At 65.7% G+C, this 18,387-nt stretch carries 12 protein-coding genes and 1 other RNA gene; 5 read left to right on the top strand and 8 right to left on the bottom strand.

Translation table 11 applies throughout. The features are described from left to right. Positions 1 to 35: 35 nt before the first annotated feature. The 7 genes from B7R93_RS06240 to B7R93_RS06210 form a co-directional block, all read right to left on the bottom strand. Complete coding sequence (locus tag B7R93_RS06240; RefSeq protein ID WP_103019963.1) at positions 36 to 1,301, bottom strand: hypothetical protein; 1,266 nt, start codon at positions 1,299 to 1,301, stop codon at positions 36 to 38. Positions 1,302 to 1,397: 96 nt separating this feature from the next. Beyond that, on the bottom strand, positions 1,398 to 2,048 hold the full coding sequence (locus B7R93_RS06235) for a c-type cytochrome (RefSeq protein WP_103019962.1): 651 nt from the start codon (positions 2,046 to 2,048) through the stop codon (positions 1,398 to 1,400). Between the two features lie 54 nt (positions 2,049 to 2,102). Continuing rightward, positions 2,103 to 2,708 (bottom strand): DUF3341 domain-containing protein, encoded by a 606-nt coding sequence (locus B7R93_RS06230; RefSeq protein ID WP_103019961.1) that lies wholly within the window; start codon positions 2,706 to 2,708, stop codon positions 2,103 to 2,105. A gap of 55 nt (positions 2,709 to 2,763) precedes the next feature. After that, positions 2,764 to 4,185 carry an NrfD/PsrC family molybdoenzyme membrane anchor subunit gene (gene nrfD, locus B7R93_RS06225; protein WP_272482662.1) on the bottom strand — a complete coding sequence of 474 codons (1,422 nt, stop codon included), beginning with the start codon at positions 4,183 to 4,185 and terminating at the stop codon, positions 2,764 to 2,766. A 151-nt stretch (positions 4,186 to 4,336) separates the two neighbouring features. After that, positions 4,337 to 7,726, bottom strand: a complete 3,390-nt coding sequence (locus tag B7R93_RS06220; RefSeq protein ID WP_103019959.1) for a 4Fe-4S dicluster domain-containing protein — start codon at positions 7,724 to 7,726, stop codon at positions 4,337 to 4,339. 114 nt (positions 7,727 to 7,840) lie between these two features. Further along, positions 7,841 to 8,494, bottom strand: a complete 654-nt coding sequence (locus B7R93_RS06215; RefSeq protein WP_103019958.1) for a cytochrome c3 family protein — start codon at positions 8,492 to 8,494, stop codon at positions 7,841 to 7,843. Positions 8,495 to 9,706: 1,212 nt separating this feature from the next. Beyond that, entirely contained in the window at positions 9,707 to 12,070 is a 2,364-nt protein-coding gene (locus B7R93_RS06210) for a TonB-dependent receptor (protein ID WP_232798091.1), read from the bottom strand. Positions 12,071 to 12,783: 713 nt separating this feature from the next. On the opposite strand from B7R93_RS06210, the gene msrB reads away from it, so the two are divergent. After that, positions 12,784 to 13,341, top strand: a complete 558-nt coding sequence (msrB, locus tag B7R93_RS06205; protein WP_103019956.1) for a peptide-methionine (R)-S-oxide reductase MsrB — start codon at positions 12,784 to 12,786, stop codon at positions 13,339 to 13,341. 10 nt (positions 13,342 to 13,351) lie between these two features. Here msrB and B7R93_RS06200 read toward each other — a convergent pair whose 3' ends face one another. Further along, positions 13,352 to 13,759: a DUF2237 family protein gene (locus B7R93_RS06200; protein ID WP_103019955.1), complete on the bottom strand. Its 408-nt coding sequence runs from the start codon at positions 13,757 to 13,759 to the stop codon at positions 13,352 to 13,354. Between the two features lie 280 nt (positions 13,760 to 14,039). On the opposite strand from B7R93_RS06200, the gene B7R93_RS06195 reads away from it, so the two are divergent. From B7R93_RS06195 to rnpB, 4 genes are all read left to right on the top strand, one after another. Continuing rightward, positions 14,040 to 15,173 carry a 6-phosphofructokinase gene (locus B7R93_RS06195; RefSeq protein ID WP_103019954.1) on the top strand — a complete coding sequence of 378 codons (1,134 nt, stop codon included), beginning with the start codon at positions 14,040 to 14,042 and terminating at the stop codon, positions 15,171 to 15,173. A 241-nt stretch (positions 15,174 to 15,414) separates the two neighbouring features. Next, complete coding sequence (locus tag B7R93_RS06190) at positions 15,415 to 16,572, top strand: Nif3-like dinuclear metal center hexameric protein (protein WP_232798090.1); 1,158 nt, start codon at positions 15,415 to 15,417, stop codon at positions 16,570 to 16,572. A 292-nt stretch (positions 16,573 to 16,864) separates the two neighbouring features. Further along, a complete protein-coding gene (locus B7R93_RS06185) occupies positions 16,865 to 17,641 on the top strand; it encodes a zinc ribbon domain-containing protein (protein ID WP_103019952.1) in 777 nt (258 codons plus the stop codon). Positions 17,642 to 17,741: 100 nt separating this feature from the next. Continuing rightward, an RNA gene (rnpB, locus tag B7R93_RS06180) (RNase P RNA component class A) lies at positions 17,742 to 18,170 on the top strand. The last annotated feature ends 217 nt before the right edge of the window (positions 18,171 to 18,387 follow it).

The following is an 18,387-nucleotide window of genomic DNA, read 5'->3' as shown; positions in this document are numbered from 1 at the left end:
GCTCCCAGTCCTGTCAAGACGAGCCCACACCTCAGTCATTGCATGTTTTCGAACTGGAGCGAGTCGTGCAGGGACGGGTGGCCCTGGGGTACGAGGGGGTGTCGGCTGAGCCGATACATCAACCCCCCGGCAAAGATTCCCGTCAATCCCAACCAGCACGTAAAGTCGAGCCAGTGAAAGCCCCCGCTCTCCCGAAGCACCGGGAGCACCACCCAGTGCAGATCAAACCAGTGCATGCCGAGCAGCCACACGGACAGCACGGCCATCACCGTTCCGGCCCGCTTCGTCGCCTGGGGCAGCAACATCAAGAACGGAATGAGGAAGTGGAAGACCACGAGGGCGGCGCTGTGCCAGGCCCAGCCGCCCTGTAGCCGGTGCTGGAACCACACCGTCTCTTCCGGAATGCCCCCATACCAGTACAGCATGTACTGACTGAAGGCGATGTACGCCCAGAAGATCACGAAGCCGAAGAGATACTTGCCCAGGTCATGGTAGTGCTCCGGCGTGATGACGCCCTGGAGCAGCCCTCCGGTTCGTTGCAGCAAAAGCGAAACGAGCGTAATCGTAGCGACGGCCCCCAGGGCCCCTCCGGAGAAGAAGTAGACCCCAAAGATGGTCGAGAACCAGTGGGGGTCGGTGGACATCAGAATGTCGTAGCTGGCGAAGGCCGTGGTGACTGCCAGGAGCGGGAGCCCCCAGGCGCTGGTGCTTCGCAGCGCCGCCGGAATCTCGGGATCAGCGCGCACGTCCTGCCGGAGCGAGAGGGTGTAGAGGCGGTACGAGATGAACGTCCACACCGCAAAGTACACCCCCATCCGGACCAACCAGAACGGCGTGTTCAGGTACGCCCGCTTCCCCGCCAAAATTTCGTCGTACTGGGGACTGCCCGGGTCGTAGAGCCCCGCGTGCGTCCAGTGGTACAGGTCGTGCATTCCAAACAGCAATGGCAGCCCCAACAGAAGAAGCAACGGGAATGCCCACACCAGGGCCTCATTGATGCGATTGACGACCACGCTCCAGTGCGCTCGCGTGAGGTGGTTGAAGACCAGGAAGAAGAGCCCCCCCAGGGCCGTGGTCAGCAGAAATGACCACCCCACCAGGTAGGCAAAGAAGAAGTCGTCCGGGCTCTCCCAGAGCCCCAGGAGGCTAATTGCCAGGAGTGCAACCCCCAGGGCCATCGGCACGAGCCAGGCGCGCCGGTCCCCCACGAACCGATAGGCCCGCTTTGCGACGCCGCTCGTTGACTGGACCGGATCGACCAGCCACTTCAGAAGGGAACTACGATTGATGGAATCGGGCATGGCGTTGAGACGTCAATTCGGAGCCACAAGGGCCCTTCGAAAAGTCGGTTCGGAAGTCCGGGCAATGGGGCCGTGGGGATGCGGCGAAGCCAAGCACTACTCCGTGCTGGCCTGCGCCGTGGCGCCGTCCCCGGGCCCTGCGCCCAGCTCGGCCCGCTCTCCCGGTGGCAGATCGTCGGGGATGGCATTCTGGCTGCGCTGCAGGGCGCGGATGTACGCGACGATTGCCCAGCGGTCCATCACGGACACCTTCTGTCCGTAGGCCGGCATGCTGCGCACGCCGTTCGCGATCACGTCGTAGAGGTACCCGTCCGGCGACTCCCGGAGTCGGTCGATGTGGTAGCTCGAGGCCGGGGTGTAGCCGTAGTCCCCCCGCATGATCACCCCGTTCCCGTCTCCGGTTTTCCCGTGACAGACCGAGCATTGGATCTCGTATTGCTCTCGGCCTCGTTTCAACACTTTCCGGTTGACCGCAATGGGAATCTGGTCGAGGTAATCCCCGTCCGCCGTCCGCCCCTGGTAGAGGGCCGAGCTATCCCGGAGCTCGCCCCGCGGCACCGTGCCCGAGACCGGCGCCCGCATGGCGGCGCCGTCCTCGAAGAACGGGTTCGCCTCCTGCGGCCCGAACTTGGGCTGGAAGTCCATGTCCAGGTTCATGTGGAAGGGCGGATTGTCCGACTGGGTGCCCCGGCACCCCGCCAGGAGCAGGGCGACGAGCATCAAGCCGGTAACGAACAGGCGTCGCATTGGTCGTGCAGAGAAGTCGAAGAAGAGTGTGAGCGGAACGGGCCGATGGCGGCCTCACGCATCGACCGTGCCGTCATCCTTAACGAGCTCAAGGTGGTGCGCCCCGAGCCGCTGGAGCATCGCAGCGCTGTCCTCCACGTCAAACTCGTCGTCGCTGGCGGCGATGTGCAGAAAGAAGCGGTCGTCCGTCGCGCCCCTGAAGCGGTCGGAGTAGAACAGGGGATTGTAGGGCCGCGGCAGTCCATTCAGCGCGAACATGCCCGCCACCGCCCCGAACGCGGCGAACAGCACCGTCAGCTCAAACATGATGGGCACCGAGGGCTCTACCGCGAAGAACGGCTTTCCACTGATGTTGAGCGGGTAGTCCACCGCAGCCGTCCACCACTGCAGGAGGTACGCAACCACGCACCCCGTAATCCCCCCAAAAAACGTGAGCACGCCGACGCCGACCGCGTTGCCCAGGCCCATCGCCTCGTCCATGCCATGGATCGGAAACGGGCTGTGCGTGTCGAAGTGGCGATAGCCCTCTGCCCGGACCGCCTCCGCGGCGTGCAGCAGCGCCCCCGGGTCCGGAAACTCGGCGAGCAGGCCGTGGACCTGATCGGCGTCACTCTCAAAGATCCCCACCTGCGCCTTCAGGTCTTGGATCAGCGTAAACATGGCGTCGCGCGATGCTCGATTGAGAACAGCGATGAGTACAACGTGGGGGACCCACCTATTCAGGGGCGTCGGTCTCGTCGTTCCGGTACGCCTCCGCCAGGGCCGGCTCCGCCGGTGCGATGTAGGGCTCGCCGTCGCCCTCGGCGTGGCCGTTGCCCTCAGGGTCGTAGTGGTGCGGATCGGCCTCCGGCATCACGCCCTTCACCTCCGCCATGGCCACCATCGGCACGAACCGAAGGAAGAGCAGGAAGAGCGTGAAGAAGAGCCCAAACGACCCCACGAACGTGCCGATGTCGACCCAGGTGGCCGTGAAGTAGCCCCACGAGCTCGGCAGGAAGTCGCGGTGGAGCGACGTGATCGTAATCACGAACCGCTCGAACCACATCCCGATGTTCACCACGATCGACAGGGCAAACATGACCGGGATGGAGCGCCGCAGCCGCTTCGACCAGAAGAGCTGCGGGGTGATGAGGTTGCAGGTCATCATGATCCAGTATGCCCAGGCGTACGGCCCAAAGGCCCGGTTGATAAAGGCATACTGCTCATACTCGACCCCCGAATACCAGGCCATGAAGAACTCCGTGATGTAGGCAAAGCCCACAATCGACCCGGTCAGCAGGATGATGATGTTCATCTTCTCCAGGTGGTCGATCGTGATCAGGTTTTTCAGGCCGTAGATCTCGCGGGTGATTACCATGAGCGTGACCACCATGGCGAAGCCGGAGAAGATGGCCCCCGCCACGAAGTAGGGGGGAAAGATCGTCGTGTGCCACCCCGGGATGACCGACACCGCGAAGTCAAACGACACGACCGAGTGAACCGACAGCACGAGCGGCGTGGCAAGGCCTGCGAGCAGCAGGTACGCCTTCTCGTAGTTGCGCCAGTGGCGGTTCGAGCCCGTCCACCCCAGCGAGAAGAAGGCGAGAATGCGCTGCCGCCAGAAGTTCTTCGCGCGGTCGCGGAGCGTTGCGAGGTCGGGCACGAGCCCCACGTACCAGAAGAGGGTCGAGACGATGAAGTAGCTCGACACCGCGAACACGTCCCAGAGCAGTGGGCTCTTAAACTGCGGCCACATGGCCATCTGGTTCGGAATCGGGAGCGTCCAGTAGATGGCCCAGACGCGCCCGACGTGGAAGGTCGGCCAGATGAGGGCACAGATCACCGCGAAGATCGTCATCGCCTCCGCGGCCCGATTGATCGCCGTCCGCCAGTGTTGCCGGAAGAGATAGAGGATCGCGGAGATGAGCGTCCCGGCGTGGCCGATCCCCACCCAGAACACAAAGTTGACGATCGGCCAGCCCCAGCCGACGGGCTGGTTGTTGCCCCACACCCCGATCCCGTTCCAGACCACGTAGGCGAGCAGTCCAATCAGAAGGAGCGCCCCGGACAGGGACACGCCAAAAGCCACGTACCACGCCAGCGGCGCCTTCTTCTCCGCGTGTCGCGACACCATCTCGGTGATGTCGTGAAACGACAGGTTGCCCTGGACGAGACGCTCCGGGTCGGCTGCGCCGTCCCCGGCGGGCGACGGGGGCGACTCGGACGGGTCCGTTGGAAGCTTCTTGGATGTCTCCACGAATGGCTCAGATCAATTCGACGAGTTCGTATGAGCGGGGCTTCTCTGGCCACTAGGCCTCCACCGGCGCCTCTCCCTCCGCGTCGGCGCCCGAGAGGGCCTCTTCCAGGCGGGGATTTGTGTTCCGCACGCGCCCGAGATAAGAAAGACGGGGCTTCGTATTGAGGTAGGAAAGCAACTCGTAGCGGCGCGGGTTTTTCTTCTCCTCCACCACGTCGCTTTCAGGGTTGTTGAGATCCCCAAACGTGATGGCGTCAGTGGGGCACGCCTCTTGGCAGGCCGTCTCCACCTCGTTGGGACGGAGGTCGCGCTCCTCGTTGTCGGCCTGTTGCTGCTGCTTCCGGATCCGCTGGACGCACCACGTGCACTTTTCCATAACGCCCCGAGTGCGCACGGTCACGTCGGGGTTCTGCGCCATCTGCACCTCCGTGGGCAGCGTCTTGGTCCAGTCGTAGAAGTTGAAGCGCCGGACCTTGTACGGGCAGTTGTTCTGGCAGTAGCGCGTCCCGATGCAGCGGTTGTACACCATTTGGTTGGTGCCATCCGGCGAGTGGACCGTCGCCGCCACCGGGCAGACGGACTCGCACGGCGCGTTCTCGCAGTGCTGGCACATGACCGGTTGTGTGAGCATCTCGGGATTGTCGTCCCCCTCCTCCTCACTCACGTAGTAGCGGTCGTTTCGAATCCAGTACATGTGCCGCCCGTTGCTCACCTCCTCCTTCCCCACCACCTGCACGTTATTCTCACTCGTGCAGGCCACCACGCAGGCGTTGCAGCCCGTGCACGTGTTGAGGTCGACGGTCATGCCCCACTGGTTCTGGTAGTAGGGGTTGTTTTTGGACGCCGCCTGGTCCTTCGGGTGGTTCTCTTCCCAAGCCATCGGGTACTCTTGCTGCTGCTCCACCGCGCCCGGTTCGTCGGAGCCGGCGTCGCCGTGCTGACCGGCACCATCGCCTCCGTGAGCAGCCTGCTCGGGCATGTCGTCCGCCCCGTGGGCATCGGCCCCAGGCCCCGCCTCCAAGCCCTGCTCCGACACGTCGTGGGCTGCCCCATCCCCGCTGTGGCCATTCCCCCCGCCGTGGCCCTCTTCCTCGTGCCCCAGGTTCGGAACCGGCGGCTGCGACTCGTTGACGAACTCCGGGTCCTCCTTGAACTCCTCCAGGGTGGCCCACCGCACGATCGGGCGGCCCTGCATGCTCCCCTCCTCCTGCGTCGTTGCCAGAAGATACCCGCTGTCGACCTGCGTGACCTCGGCCCCGGTGGCCACGCGGCCTCCGTTCGGCCGCATCGGCGCCACGTTGCCCCCCACCACGTCCATCGGCTCTCCGGACGCGTCGATCCCCCCCGCAATGGGGCTTCCGTTGTAGATGTTGGTTTCATCGCTGGTGTCCCAGAACGGCGTGCTCTCGGACTCGCGGGCCGAAGCGATGGTGCGCCCGTAGCCCATCGACACCCCGATCGAGCCGTCCGGATACCCGGGCTGCACCCACACGGGCAGCTCCACAGACTCGCCGTCGAGGGCCAGCTCCACCCGGTCGGCGTAGAAACTGCCCTCCCGGCGCTGGACGTCCACTCCCAGCTCGTCCGCCGTCGCCCGGCTCATGACGGCGACGTTGTCCCACACGATTTTCGAGATGGAATCCGGCAGCTCCTGCATCCACGGGTTGTTGGAGAATCGCCCCGCCAACAACTTCGAGTCCGTGCGGAAGACGACCTCAATCTCGTCCGGTTCGGACGCCGGGACGTCGATGGACGGCACGGTCGCCGGGCCCACCGAGGCAACGTCGTACCCCTCCCCCTCCAGGTACCCGTCGTGCAGCGTCCGGCGCCACTGCTCGCGGAACGGCGCCGAGAGCTGCGCGCGCCACTGCTCGCGGACGAGGTCGTGCCCACTGGCGTCCACGCCCGTCGCGGCCAGGTTGAGCACCTCGATGAGCGAGTGCGCATCGTCGTAGAGCGGCTGGATGAGCGGCTGGACGACCGAGGGCGTGCCGTCGTAGGCCCGCCCGTCGCCCCATTGCTCCAGGTAGTGAGTGCGGGGCAGGTGCCAGCGGGCCGCCTGGGCTGTTTCGTTGCGGAGGCGGCCCAGGTGCACCGTGTCGCGCACGTTCGACAGCGCCTCCTCAAAGTTCAACTCGGACGGGGCGTCGTAGACGGGATTCACGCCCAGCATGAAGAGGGTGTCCACCTCGCCCGCCTGCATCGACGCGGTCAGGTCGGCCAGGGCCTCGTCCTGGGGTTGAATCTCGTCGTCTCCGGTGTCGAAAAGCGTAACGGTGGTGCCGAGGCCGCCGAGTCGCTGGTTGACCGCCATGGCGAGGGCGTGCACTTCGGGCGGCTGGGCCTCGCCCGCCATCACCACGCCGTGTTCGCCCGCCTCGCGCAGGTCCCGGGCCATTTCCCGGACGTGCGCCCGCTCTCTCTCGCTCCACGAGACGTCCGGCGCCTCCCCCACGCCCAACTCGGCCGCGAGGGCCGCCGCAAGAGCCGGAATGCGCCCGGCCCGCATCCCGAGCCGGTGGTCCGAACTGCCCCCCGTGGTGGAGTAGCGGCTCTCCACCGTGTAGAGCCGGCTCATGGTGTCCTCTACGCCGTCCAGGCGCCGCCCCTCCGCAAACCCCTGCGTGTGGTACCCGAAGTCGGGGGTGCGCCCGTCGAGGAAGTTGGCGTCGAGGCTCACGATCACCTCCGCCTCCCCAAGCTCGAAGCGCGGCCGGAGGGGGCGACCGAAGGCCTGCTGCGTGCCGAGCCGCCGCGGATCGGTTCCGGTGGGGGCGTACGGCACCCACTGCAGGTTCGGAAAGCGATCCGCCATGCGCTGCCGCATCGCCTGCGCGGTCGGGGAGGAGGTCTCTGCCATCAGGACCGCCACCCGGCGCTGGTCCGCCTCGTTGCCGAGCTGGCGACAAAACGACACGAAGTCGTCCCACGAGGCCGTGCGTCCCTCCTGCCGAACGGACCGGGACCGGTCGGGGTCGTACAGGTTGAGCACCGAGGCCTGTTCGTAGGGGCTGGTGCCGCTCTGCCCCGCCGGATGGTCGTCGTTGCCCTTGATCTTGGTCGGGCGCCCCTCATTGCTCTTGGCGACGACCGGCCGGAGCACGCCCCGGAACGGCATGCCCGTGGCGTAGTGGTCCGCAATGCCGGGCGTCACCGCGTCCGGCTCCCGGGCGTACGGAAGAATCTTCTCTTCCGGCCGCCGGCAGCCAGCCAACCCCGCCATGGCCATGGCCGCTCCCATCAGCTGCAGGAACTGCCGGCGCGACGCCCCACTCGGGGGCTCGCTGTCCCCCGGCACAAACTCCGTCAGGTCGTCGCCGTCCTCGTCGGCCTCCGACTCGGACCAGTGGCGCCAAAAGGTGGGCCCCGACGACGCATCTTGAGCAGTCGCCTCTCCGTCGCGGGCGGCCGTCTCCGAATCTATGACGTCTAGTTCGATCATACTACACTGTGGCGTTGCGGGTTGAGGGGACAGTCCCGAGCGCTGCGCGCTCAGCATCCGGCGTCGCAGACGATCCGCCTTTCCAGGCACGACGCTCGACGCTTCCCGAGACGATTAGTAGTGGCAGGCCGAGCAGTTGGTGGGCGGCTGGATGCCCTGCTCCTCGATGCGCTCCAGGTTTCGCTCGACGAAGCTGGCCGGCTGGGTGTACCCCATGGTCGTGATCTGGTCGTTGGGACGAAGGTACTTCTCCGGCTGCCGGTGGCAGTCCAGACACCATCCCATCGACAGGGGCTCGGCCTGATACACACCGTCTGCTCCCATCTGATCGATGCGGCCGTGGCACGTCTCACACCCAACCCCTTTGTTCACGTGCGACGCGTGGCTGAAGTGCGCGTAGTCCGGCAGATGGTGCACCTTGGTCCACTCGATGGGCTCATTGTTGGCCCAGCTCTCCCGCACCGAAAGCAGCTTCGGCGAGTTGGTCTTCACCTGGCTGTGGCACGTCATGCACGTCTGGGTGGACGGCACGTTGGCGTGCTTCGAGTTTGCCACGTTGGTGTGGCAGTACTGGCAGTCCATCCCCAGCTTCTCGACGTGGGTCTCGTGGCTGTAGGGCACCGGCTGCTCCGGTTGGTACCCCACCACCTTAAACTCGGGCGAGAAGTAGTACCAGACCAAAAACACCAGAAGGACGCCCCCAAGGAGCGAGGCCCCCAAGGAAAGAAAGGGGAGCGTGTTGGCCTTCTTGGGAAAAAATTGCGGCATACTAGCGAATCATTCGACAGTGAGTAATCGGGCACCGCTGTCCGTCCGGGCAAACAGCCCCACCGAGATCCTTCGTCTTCAGATTCAGTTCCAAGGCGAATAGAACATACGATATGGCGTTCAACAAGCCAAAGCCCCAAGCGGCTTTCCGCTGAATCCTAGGGGATTTACGCCAAACCTTAACGCTTATGGGAAAGATCGAGCGGCAGAACTTCGATGGAATTCGCGGGGGTACTCGGCGAGCGTACCGTCCTAAAACGGGCTTGCTTCGCTCCTTGTCACTGTGTCGAGACGAGCGGCACGGAAGAAGGACGGGCCCCTTTCCACCTCGGACATCTATTCGTGACAAAGCCGAGCCCCAGGGATGAACCTCTCTCTCCTCTCCTCAACTTCCTCGTCGGTCCACTCGGGTGCAGCTGTTTTTGTTGCAGCGTTGTACTTCATACATGCACGGCAACGTCGCGTTCGTTCACCACGGCGCCCCAACAATCGCCCCTGCTCTTGCACGCGGTGCAAATCCGTCGGGACGACCTTTTCCGCCTGGGATTCCTCCATCTGCAAAACACACGCCAGATGCCGAGTACAGAACCAGGACGCGTGCACCGCCGGACGAGAACCTCCACGGCGCCACCCTCACTACCGCCGTCGGACGGGGGCAGGGTGAACCTGTGTTGCCTCCTCTGCCCACGCCCCTTCACGAGTCTGCCTTGCGCCTCCCTTTGGCGACTGAATGTGACTCCGTCCGTGCACTGTTTCTGATCGGCAGCAGTTGCCCGTTGGGGTTGGGCCCCAAGGAAGCCGGGCGGGGGACTCTGTCTCTCGGCCCCAGCGTCCCCGCCGAACAACTTGGGGATCGGTTCTCTTTCCGCGGGCGGTTCACCGGACGTACGCGGGCTTTCCAGACGCCACGACTGGGCTACGGATTGGGGGAAACGGAGCGCTCTTCCTCCGCACCCTTTTTGAGATGGCGTGTTGGGGCAACGTGCGATAGCACCGTGAGTGCCTGCCTGTGGCGTTCGTCACAGCTTCGTCCTCTGCCCGTGCCGCCCTTCACGTCCTCCGGTGTGCCGATCAACATTGCGACGGACCCCGATGCGACCCCCCAATCGACAGGGCGGCCCAGCCGTGTGTGTCTCCACGAGTTCCACGGCCGGACCGCCCTGCGATCCGAGCAATCCTCCCCCCGTCGATATGTGCGTCCTGCCACGCCGGTTAGAACCGCAGGCGCAGCGTCGTCGACACGACGCGGCCCGGCTCCGGCAGCGAGTCGCCGGAGAACGGATTCTTGGCATTCAAGTGGTTGACGTATGTCTCATCGAACAGGTTTTCGACGCTCACGTCGAGTCGCACGCGCTCCAGTACGGTCGCGCCGGCCCGCAGGTCGACCGTGGTGTAGCCGTCGGTCTCCGTCTCTCTGCGAGTGGTGGCCGCGCGGTCCTGCTCCGCCACGAGTTCCACACCTCCGTCTACGAAGACTTCTCCTACGGCCGATGTGGTGGGTTGATGTGTCCACCGAAGGCCAAGGGCAGCCGACGCGGGAGACACCCCAAAAGCCGGCTCGTCCGCCGTCTCGTCCTCGCCCCACAGATAACTTCCGGAGGCCCGGGCCGTGAGCGGCTCCGCGAGGGACACCGTCGCGTCCACCTCCGTCCCGTAGAAGGTGGCCTCCCCGTTGACGTACCGGAACACCGTCTGCGGTTTGCTCAGCGGGAGAATCGGATCGATGCCCGTGGGGGCGAGGGTGATGTAGTCGTCGACGCGACGAGCGAAGGCATTGACGCTGAGCGACCAGGCCTGCCCGTCCCCTTCGAGCCAGAGGTCGCCCTGCGTGCTGCGCTCCGGATCGAGTGACGGGATGCCCTGGAACTCGGCGCTCATCTGAGACTTGCTAGCGGGGAAGCGATCTGCATAGCGCTCTAGGGCGCTGGGCGGCCGCGCGACCGTCCCGCCTCCCAGCGAAAGGGTCCATCGCTCCGTGAGGACTAGCGACGCCGTCACGGCCCCGCTCGGCATCACGTCGCTCTGGTCCAGCCCGGCCTCCGAAACGCCAGCATTCTCCAGAAACGGCTGGGTCGGGTCGTTGGCATCGGACTGGGCCAGGTCGAGGCGCGTGGTGCCCGTCAAGGTCAAAAGATCGCCGAGGGCGCGGCTCGCCTCGGCAAACACCCCCTCCTGCGTGATCGTCACGCCGGGCCAGGCGTTATCGAGAATTTCGTCCCCTCTCCTGTAGAATGGCGGCACGACGCGATTCCCATTCGGCATCACCGCCTCCAGGGGCCGGGTGGCGTCCCGGAAGGTGTGCACCACGTCGCCCCCGACCGTGAGGTCCCAGGCCCCAAGGACCAGATCGGCCGCCACACGTCCACTGACGTTCTGAATCTCCGAGTCGACGCCAATGCGGAATGGAGCGGGCGGCTTTCCGTCCGGACAACCGTTCTTCTCAAACGTACACTTGCCCTCGTTCGTCATGCCGTGGAGCGTCTGCTGGGCGCTGGCGCGCACCGTCAGGCCCCGGAGCATGTTCTCATTCTGGGCAAACTCGTATGTGAGCTGCCCCATGCCGGTCTCGAAGAAGTCGGCGTTGAGGAGGCGGCCCGGATAGTCGATGTCCTCCTGATCCTGGTAGCTGCCGCTGAGTGAGAGGGTGGACCGGTCGGTCAGCTCCACCCCGATGCGGGCCCGCCCCTCGGCGGATTCATAGTCGGCCGGGATCGGTTGTCCATTTCCGGCGTCGAAGGTGCTGCCCCCCCGCCAGGCGCCATTGACGCTGTAGAACCAGTCGCCCTGCCGCCCCATCCCAAAGACCGTCGCCTCGCGGGCCTCTCGGTTTGTGTCGTAGCCGGCACGGACGGTTCCGGTCAGCGGGGTGCGGGGCGGATCCTCGCCACGCTGCGTCACCTGGATGGCGCTCATGTTGCCAGGGCCCCAGGTAAGGGCGTACGGCCCCTTCACCACGTCGATGCTCTTGATGGTGCTCGGGTCAACATGGCTCATGGGCGAATCCATGCGGGCCGGCCCCGCGGGAAAGGTGCGCATCCCGCCGATGTAGGTCCCAACCTCCGTCTCCGAGAGGCCGCGCACATTGGGGTCGAGCCCCACAGGGCCCCGCCGCACCGAGTTGATGCCCGGCAGGTCACGGAGCAGGGCGCCGGGGTCGGCCACCTCCGCCGTCCGGATCTGCTCCGCGTCGAGCGAGCCGGTGGGCTCCCGGTCGGGCGAGAGGGCCGTGACCTGAATGCCGCTCATCTCGACGGATGAGCGGGACAGGCGAAGGCGAAGCTGTGTGGCACTACCGGCCGTCACCTGTACGGTGCGGGTCGTGGTTTCGTAGCCCACGAAGCGGGCCTGTAGCTGGTACGTTCCGGAGGGCACATTCCGAAGTGCAAAGCGCCCCTCCTCGTCCGTGACGGCCCCACGGTCCAGGGTGGAAATCACAACATTTACCTCCGGCAGGGTCGTATCCGTCTCCCCGTCGAAGACACGCCCCTCAACGGCGCCGGTCGACTGGGCCGAAGCGGCGGGAACGAGTAGAAGAAAGGCACACGAGAAGCATGCAAAAGCGATGTAGCGATGCATAGTATCCATAACAAGAAGTCCTCCAAGTCTTGAGAGATGCACGGATGACCTCGTCAGCGCAGAAGTCCGAACGACACAAGTGGGAAGACGCCTGCCGGTCAGCGCAGGCGCACGGAAGGTGCCGGTCGAGGAGGACGAAAGATATCATCGCCGAAGCGGTGCGGCGGCCGGGACGGCGACGAAGACAAAAACGTCGCCTCAGAGACGAGAGGGCCCGGAACAGAGATGGGGGCACGGAGCAACTGCCATGTGGACACAGGCCCCAGGACCTCCGATCCGCCATGACACGCCCGGATGGTCGGACCCTCCGTCTCCCCATCGGATTCGGTGTGGGCACAGGTGCACGCCCCATCGGGGTTGCGCGGACACACGTCATGCGCAGTGTGAGCACACTGATGGGTCCCCATCGCCTCATGGGCCCCCTGCACGAGGCCCTGGAGAGGCCCCTGCATCAACAGAGCCCCGACGATCAGGACGGACAGGGTCCGCCCCCACTGGGGACACCGGAATGTATGCAGTCCTAAACGCATCGCGGACGCGGCTGGGGAAATGAGTACTAATCGTTACGTCTTTTCATCTCCGGAGATCAACCTGTGCCCCTCGTTTTCGTGCCATTCAGCGTATCTTCGTGGAGTTTGGCGACGCACTGAAACATCTCGACGATGCACTTTCCATAATCCTGCGCCCACGCTGCACTCCATTCCTACATTCCCATGGACCGCAAAACGTTTCTCAAACACTTGGGCTGGGCCGCCATGGCGCCCCTGGCGCTGACTGCATGTACGCCCGGTCGGTCGAGCCCCGCGTCTGCTTCCGCCCCCGACACGCTCGGCGTGCATTCGCTTCCCGAGGATTTTCCTCCACTGGACAAGCCTGAGGAGGAGTGGCGACGCCTCTTGACAAAAGGCGAGTACCAGATTCTTTTCGAGGAGGAAACCGAGCCGCGACGATCGAGCCCACTGCTAAACGAGCCCCGGACCGGGACCTACATCTGCGCGGCCTGCCGCCTGCCGCTGTTTTCGTCGAAGACCAAGTACGAGAGCGGAACGGGCTGGCCGAGTTTTTGGGCCCCGCTCGACAGTCAGGTGGACACGAAGAAGGACACGAAGCTGGGATACACCCGCACTGAGTATCACTGCGCCCGCTGCGGCGGCCATCAGGGCCACATCTTTACGGACGGCCCGGACCCCACCGGCCTTCGCTACTGCAACAACGGCCTCGCCCTCTCTTTCGTCCCGGCCGACGCTCCGCTGCCCGACTTTCGCTCCTGACACGGCGCACTTACGGGTCCTGGGGCGTGGTGTCGTCCGGCGACGATGCGTCGATGGCGTGCGCCTTCAGCGTCTCCAGGTCGACCGCCTGCAGGGCCGCCTCGCTGGTGGCTGCCAGTACGACGGGCGGGGCCACCCCGTCCTCCACTGCCTCCCGCCACCGTGCGGCACAGAGACACCACCGGTCGCCCGGCTCCAACCCCGGAAAGTCCATCTCTGGACGCGGGGTCATCAGGTCGTTGCCCTGGCGCTTCGTGTACTCCAGGAATGCCTCCGTCATCCTGGCACACACGACGTGGCTGCCGGCGTCACGCGGCCCGGTCCGACAGTGGCCATCTCGGTAGAACCCAGTCTCGGGATCCATCGAGCACGCGCGAAGCACGCCGCCGAGAACATTTTGGGATTGTTGCACCTTCATGAGACGGGTTGATTTGGGAGCACGCTGGCGAGCTGTCGAAAGACCCTGGACAGCTTCTAACGTGCGTGGGGGGGGGCGGAGTTTTTCGTCGAACCGCGGCGGCTCCGGACCGCCCCGAGCGCACCTCCAAACGCCTGTGCCGAGACGGAGAGACTTCGTTTCGCCCGAACGAATCTCTTTTTCGCATCTCCTCCACACACATTCGGCTCCCTGCTCATTAGATGGGCGGTCGGCACCGTGCCCCCATCCCACCATTCCCTTCCCATCTCCGCGCCGCCCCATGCCCAACAACTCTCTTCGCGTCGGCGTCCTCACCGGCGGGGGCGACTGCCCCGGCATCAACGCTGCGCTCCGCGCCGTCACGAAGAGTCTCACCCTCCAGCACGACGCGGAGGTCCTCGGCTTCCGCGACGGGTTTCGCGGCGTCGTCAACCGAAACGTAGAGCCCCTTCACTACCGCGACGTGAGCGGCATTCTGACCCGGGGCGGCACCATTCTCGGGGCCAGCAACAAGGCCGACCCCTTCAACTACCTGCCACGGGGCGGGGCCGACGTCTCCGCTCAGGTGGTGAAGACCTACCGCACCCTCGACCTGGATGCCCTCGTCGCAATCGGCGGGGACGGCACCATGTCCATCGCCCATCGCCTCACCGACCTCGGGGTCGGCATCGTGGGCGTGCCCAAGACAATCGACAACGACCTGGTGGGCACCGACCGCACGGTCGGGTTCGACACCGCCGTCACCATTGCGACCGACGCGATCGACCGCATCCACACGACGGCCCAGAGCCACCACCGGGTCATGATCGTCGAAACGATGGGGCGGTACTCGGGCTGGATTGCGCTGCACGCAGGGGTCGCCAGCGGCACCGACGTGATTCTCCTCCCCGAGATTGAGTACGACGTGGAAACGGTCGCGGGCGTGTGTCGGGACCGCGCACGGAGCGGCCAGCGCTTCACGATCGTCGCGGTGGCCGAGGGGGCCCGACACGAGGAGGGAGACTACGTGGTGCAGGAGCGGGGACAGGAGTACACCGACTCCATCCGCCTCGGCGGCATCAGCCGCGTCCTCGCCGATCAACTGCGGGAGCCCCTGGACACCAGCATCCGGACCACCGTCCTGGGACACATGCAGCGCGGCGGGTCCCCCACGGCCTACGACCGCAACCTGGCCACCACCCTGGGTAGCCGCGCCGCCGCCCTGGTCGCCGACGGCACCACCGGGGTCATGGTCGCCGTCCAGGACGACACGTTCACACAGGTCCCACTCGACGAGATTGCGGGACAGACCCGGACCGTCCCCCTGAACCATCCGCTGATTGCCTCCGGGCTGGACGTGGGCACGTCCTTCGGGGTGGACGACCTGGCGGTCCAGGCCGGGGCCGGGGACGCCTCGTTCCCTCACGGGCGGTGACGAGCCCGGACAGGCAGAGCAGCGGGACGTCCGGAACAGAACGGCACCGGCATCGAGTTGGTGATCCGCCGGGACGCCCTCAGGCCCCTTTCGCTGGAGTAGGCCTGCCCAGAGCGGCCAACGCGTTTTTCGGCGCGTGGGTAGTGGGGGCCCACGGCCTTGGGGCGTCTTTCACGAATCCGCCCTCCCGCTCGGTCATGTAAGAGGCGTACGCTCCTCTCGTTACGCCCCTGCGTCTGCCATGGACGACACGCCCACCATCGCCGACATCGCCACGGCCCTCGAGGCCTGGGCCCCGCCCGGCTCCGCCCAGGACTACGACAACGTCGGCCTACAGGTCGGGGACGCGGCCCGGGGCGTCACCCGCGCGGTGCTGGCCCTCGACGCCACGCCGGAGGTGCTGGCGGAGGCGAAGGCCCACGACGCCGAGCTCGTCGTCACCCACCATCCCCTCCTCTTTCGGCCGCTCGACGGGGTGACGGCCGACGGGTACGTCTCGAACCTGGCCCTCCGGTTCGCGGAGGCGGGCATCGGGCTCTACAGCATCCACACCAACCTCGACGCCGCGCCGGAGGGGGTCTCGTTTGCCCTCGCCGAGCGCCTGGGCCTCACCGACGTCGGCTTTCTCGACGGCTTCGCGGACACGCTCTACAAGCTGGCCGTCTTTGTGCCGGAGGACGCGGTCGACGACGTGCGGCAGGCCCTCGCCGACGCGGGCGCCGGCCAGATCGGCGACTACGAGGCCTGCGCGTTCGCGACAGAGGGCACCGGCTTCTTTGCGCCCGGGGCCGACACCGACCCGCACATCGGCACGGCCGGGGGCAACGTGGAGTCGGCCGACGAGCGGAAGCTGGAGGTAGAGGTGGCCCGCTGGGCACTGGGCCCCGTAAGGGCCGCTCTGCAGGAGGCCCACCCGTACGAGGAGGTGGCCTACGACCTCTATCCGGTCAAGCAGAAGAATTCGCAGGCCGGACTCGGCGCGCTGGGCCACCTCGACGATCCGTTGCCCCTCTCCGCGTTCCTCGACCGCGTGGCGACCCGCCTCGATGCCGGGAGCCTGCGCTACGTGGGCGACCCGGACGCGACGGTCGAGCGCGTGGCCGTCTGCGGCGGGGCCGGCAGCGACTTCATCGGCACCGCCCGCGGCGCCGGGGCCGACGCCTACGTCACCGCGGACGTGACGTACCACGAGTTCTTCGACGTGCTCGGCACGGACGGGGCCCCTGAGATGGCCCTCATCGACCCCGGGCACTACGAGACGGAGGCCCTCACTGAGGCCCTGCTCCGAGACCGGCTCCGCGAGCACTTTCCCCGGGTCGACTGGCACCGGACCGACACCACCACCAGTCCCGTGCGTACGTTCGTTCCCTCCGGAGACGCAGGGGACGAACCGTCGTAGGCACCAGGGCCCGCGGCGAAATTGAAGGCCGCCTTGGGAGTCGCCGCGTCGTGTGATGCACGCTGCGCAGCCGCTCGTCTCGACCTGACGCCGTCCCTCCCGCCACACGAGACGCACAACGCGAGATTCTCAGGAGCGCTCCCCCCGGGTCCCCAACAGAGTGACGGCCCGACTCTCGATGTTTTTGCACGAAATGAAAGAAGTCCCATATGGAGGTACGAACCTCCGTCCAGTCTGGATGTACTTATTGAATGGTGTTCATCTGCGCTCAAATGATCAAAACAGCTAGTCTATGCCGACTGCTCGAAAGAAGAAGACAGATGTAAAGGACCAGCTCCGTGCCCTGGTCCGGCTCCAACATATTGACAACCGGATCGACCAAATTCAGAAGCTCCGCGGCGACCTCCCCGCCGAAATCCGTGACCTGGAGGACGAGAAGGCGGGCCTCGAAACGCGCCTCGAGAACTACGAGGAGGAGGTTCAGGAGCAGAAGGTGGCCAAGCGGCAGGCCGAGCTCGACATCAAGGAGGCGGAAGGCCTCATCGACAAGTACGAAGAGCAGCAGCTTGAAGTCCGCAACAACCGCGAGTTCGACGCGCTCACGAAAGAGATTGAAAGTCAGGAGGAGCGCATCGCCGAGGCCGAAGAGACCATCGAGGAGGCCGAAGAAACCATCGAGTCGAACGAGGGGGCCATTGAAGACACGCAGGACCGCCTCGACGAGCTCAAGGAGGCTCTCGACGAGAAGCAGGACGAGCTCGAAGAAGTCGTCGACGACACGGAGGACGAGGAGAAGACCCTTGAGGAGCTCCGGGAAGAGGCATCCGAGAAGGTCGACAGCCGCTACGTCAAGGCCTACTCGAAGCTCCGCGACCGCCTTCGCGACGGCCGGGCCGTTGTGCCGCTCAAGCGAGGCGCTGCCGCCGGCTTTGCCGTTCCGCCGCAGCGGCAGGTCGAAATTCGGAAGCGAAAGACCATCGTCGCCTGCGAGCACACCGGACGCATCATCGTCGACCAGGACCTCTACAACGAGACGGTCGACGACATGAAAGACGCACTCGCCCTGTAAAGCGCAGCTGTCCGCCGAGGCCGCTGCGCTTTTTTGCGTGGCCCTAGGCCGCTGGCGCGCATGGGACCTTCCTCCACCGGCACGGGTGTACATCAAAGGACGTGCGAATCGGGCCATCGCTCCGTCGCGCCCCAGCTGTACACCACTGGGCCGGCGGTGAGGAAAGTCTGAACACCACAGGGCACCGTGCTTCCTAACGGGAAGGCGTGCCGGGCCTCCCCGGCACGACGGCATGTGCAACAGAGAGCAGTCCCGCCCCGGCAGCCGTCGGGGTAAGGGGTGCAAGGGTGCGGTAAGAGCGCACCGGCGCTCCGGGCAATCGGAGCGGCCCGGCAAACCCCACGGGGTGTAAGGCCAAGTGGCACTGGGCCCCGGCGATCGGGACCGGAGGCTGCCCGCCTCCTTGGTGCAGGTAGGCCGCTTGAGGCGACCGGCAACGGCCGTCCCAGATAGATGATGGCCTCCTCGTCGGCCGGCCACGGCGCCGGGGGCGAGCAGACCAAATTCGGCTTACAGACTTGCACGATCCGCCTGGATACGAGCGGCAGTCCCAAGACGGGGCTGCCGCTTTTTTGTTTTGACGAGCCGCCCGCAGCCATGCAAAAATGGCGAGGGGGGATGCCCCTCGCCATTTTGTGATGTCGGTCTTTGTCGCAAGTTGCCAAGGAACGGGCGCTCAGTTCCCGCCCCCACTGCCGCCCTGCCCCCCTCCCCCCTGGCCCCCGCCTTGTCCGGGAAGCGGCTCC

Source organism: Salinibacter altiplanensis, assembly GCF_002894645.1.
Lineage (GTDB): Bacteria > Bacteroidota > Rhodothermia > Rhodothermales > Salinibacteraceae > Salinibacter > Salinibacter altiplanensis.
This window is presented reverse-complemented; position numbering and strand designations above follow the sequence as displayed.